Annotated in this window: 5 protein-coding genes; 3 read left to right on the top strand and 2 right to left on the bottom strand. The window is 59.1% G+C overall.

All coding sequences use genetic code 11. The annotated features are described in order from the left end of the window. Positions 1-67: 67 nt before the first annotated feature. On the bottom strand, positions 68-628 hold the full coding sequence (locus BHQ40_RS24455; protein ID WP_004213255.1) for a recombinase family protein: 561 nt from the start codon (positions 626-628) through the stop codon (positions 68-70). Positions 629-810: 182 nt separating this feature from the next. Further along, complete coding sequence (locus tag BHQ40_RS24450; RefSeq protein ID WP_007015439.1) at positions 811-1,224, bottom strand: MerR family transcriptional regulator; 414 nt, start codon at positions 1,222-1,224, stop codon at positions 811-813. A 75-nt stretch (positions 1,225-1,299) separates the two neighbouring features. On the opposite strand from BHQ40_RS24450, the gene BHQ40_RS24445 reads away from it, so the two are divergent. The 3 genes from BHQ40_RS24445 to BHQ40_RS24435 form a co-directional block, all read left to right on the top strand. Then, positions 1,300-1,695 (top strand): mercuric transporter MerT family protein, encoded by a 396-nt coding sequence (locus tag BHQ40_RS24445; protein ID WP_007015440.1) that lies wholly within the window; start codon positions 1,300-1,302, stop codon positions 1,693-1,695. Positions 1,696-1,737: 42 nt separating this feature from the next. Continuing rightward, complete coding sequence (locus BHQ40_RS25465) at positions 1,738-2,037, top strand: heavy-metal-associated domain-containing protein (RefSeq protein WP_435593936.1); 300 nt, start codon at positions 1,738-1,740, stop codon at positions 2,035-2,037. Positions 2,038-2,117: 80 nt separating this feature from the next. After that, the coding region (locus BHQ40_RS24435) for an FAD-dependent oxidoreductase (protein ID WP_435593935.1) at positions 2,118-2,495 on the top strand (378 nt) is incomplete at its 3' end.

Here is a 2,495-nt window from a genome sequence, read left to right as displayed (position 1 = left end):
ATATTGGCGTCACCTCAAGCTTTGTACGCTGAACAACGATTTTCCGGACATAATGTGAACATTGGTGTCAGGCAGCGGCGCGAAGGTACTGGTAGAGGGTTTCGCGGCTGATGCCCATGTCGCGCGCTATGGTCGCCTTGCGTTCACCGGCGGCAACGCGGCGGTGCAGATCGGCAATCATCTCATCCGAGAGCGACCGTTTCCGCCCCCGATAGGCGCCGCGCTGCCGAGCGATCGCAATGCCTTCGCGTTGCCGTTCGCGGATCAGAGCGCGCTCGAACTCAGCAAACGCACCCATGACCGAGAGCATCAGATTGGCCATCGGGGAGTCCTCCCCCGAGAAGGACAGGCTTTCCTTCTCAAACTCGATCCGGATACCTCGCTTGGTGAGGCCCTGGACCAGCTTGCGCAGGTCATCCAGATTGCGGGCCAACCGATCCATGCTGTGGACGACGACGGTATCGCCTTCGCGGGCGAAAGTGAGCAGAGCCTCAAGCTGGGGGCGGTTGACGTCCTTGCCCGATGCCTTGTCGGTGAAGGTCCGATCGAGCGACTGACCTTCCAATTGGCGATCCACATTCTGATCGAACGTGCTGACCCGGACATAGCCGATCCGTTGCCCCTTCACTGCGCACTCTCTCCATCAAAATGTCAGGTTGAAATCTATGATACGTAACGAAATTCGTCAACAAATTCCGTTTATCACCCTAATCTGACAGAAACCGCAGTACCGCCCTGACGTCCAGTTAGGCTATACTCCAGATTGACGACAGAAGATCAAATCCCGCAAAAATAGCGGCCTCACTTGTCCTATACGGACGAAAACTGAAGTGCGTCCAAAATAGGACATTCGGCAACGTCGTCGCCGGTGCATTTGTCTAATGTTGTCGCCAGCGCCGCCTCTATCTTCTGCAAATCGGCAATACGGCGACGGACATCGTCAAGGTGTGCTTGGGTTCTCCCCATCACCTCTGCGCACGTTTGCGCTCCAACGTCGGTCAGCGACAACAAAGACCGAATCTCATCCATCGCAAAGCTCAGATCGCGGGCGCGCAGGATGAACTGCAACCTTTGCACCAGTTCCGGCGAATAGACCCGGTAGCCATTGGCGTTGCGCGCCGGTGCTGGCAGCAATCCGACCTTCTCGTAATAGCGGACGGTTTCGAGATTGCAGCCGGTCCTCCGGGCAAGCTGAGCGCGTAAAATGCCAGATTGTGGCTGCATGAAAAACCTCTTGAGTCTGTACCTACTACAGAGGCTACACTGCGAATCACGAAGGCGGAAGAAAGGATTTGCGGCATGGCCTCAGCGCCTGAATCAGGACAGTCAGCCCTCACTGAAAACGACGAGCCGAAGCGGGCGAACTGGGTCGCCACGGGCGCGCTGATCGGCGCGGGGCTGGCCTCCGCCTGCTGCGTCGTGCCGCTCCTGTTCGTTACGCTTGGCATATCCGGCGCGTGGATCGCCAACCTGACCGCGCTCGAACCTTACAAGCCTTATGTCGCGGCGGTGACGCTGGCTCTGCTCGGCTACGGCTTCTGGCATGTCTATTTCAAGCCGAACCCACCCTGTGAGGACGGCTCATATTGCGCTCGTCCGCAATCGGCCCGCACTACCAAAGCGGTGCTGTGGCTGGGTCTCGCCATCGTCATCCTCGCGCTCACCATCGACTGGTGGGCACCTTGGTTTTATTGAAAGGGTACACCCATGAAGAAGACTATACTCATTGGGCTGGCCGTGCTGGCAACCGCCGGTGGCGGGGTCGCCCTAGCACTTGACAATTCAGCACAGGATCGCCCTGCGGCCACCGCAACCGCTCAGAGGCAAGCCACCTTTGCCATCGAAAACATGACCTGCGCCACCTGCCCGATCACCGTGAAGAAGGCGATGGAAGGCGTGGCAGGTGTCAGCGCGGTGACGGTTGATTTCGCCGCCAAGACCGCGCGCGTAACATATGATCCTCGCCGCGCGAATGCTGCTGCGATTGCCGCTGCGTCGACCAATGCGGGTTATACGGCGCGCGCTATTCAAAACTGAATGACGGCGCCCGTCGCGCCTGAAGAAAGCTGTATCCAATGAACGATTGTTGCAACCGCCCTGGGCGGGATGGATATGACGTGGCCGTCGTCGGTGCGGGCTCGGCGGGTTTTTCCGCCGCGATCACCGCCGCCGAACTCGGGGCGAAAGTCGCGCTGATCGGCCATGGCACGATTGGCGGCACCTGCGTCAATGTCGGCTGCGTTCCGTCCAAGACGCTGATCCGTGCCGCCGAGGCGGTGCACGGTGGGCGAGCCGCCACGCGCTTTCCCGGCCTTGGCGGTAACATTCAACTAGGCGATTGGGCGCAGCTCGCGGCATCAAAGGATGAATTGGTCAGCACGCTGCGCCAGAAAAAATATGTCGATCTTCTGCCCGCCTATTCCGGGGTAAGCTATATCGAGGGCAAGGCACGCTTCGCAGACGGTGCGCTGATCGTTGACGATGTGCCGATAAAA

The organism is Sphingobium phenoxybenzoativorans, from assembly GCF_001757355.1.
Lineage (GTDB): Bacteria > Pseudomonadota > Alphaproteobacteria > Sphingomonadales > Sphingomonadaceae > Sphingobium > Sphingobium phenoxybenzoativorans.
Note: the sequence above shows the minus strand (reverse complement) of the source record. Positions and strands in the feature narration are given on the sequence as shown.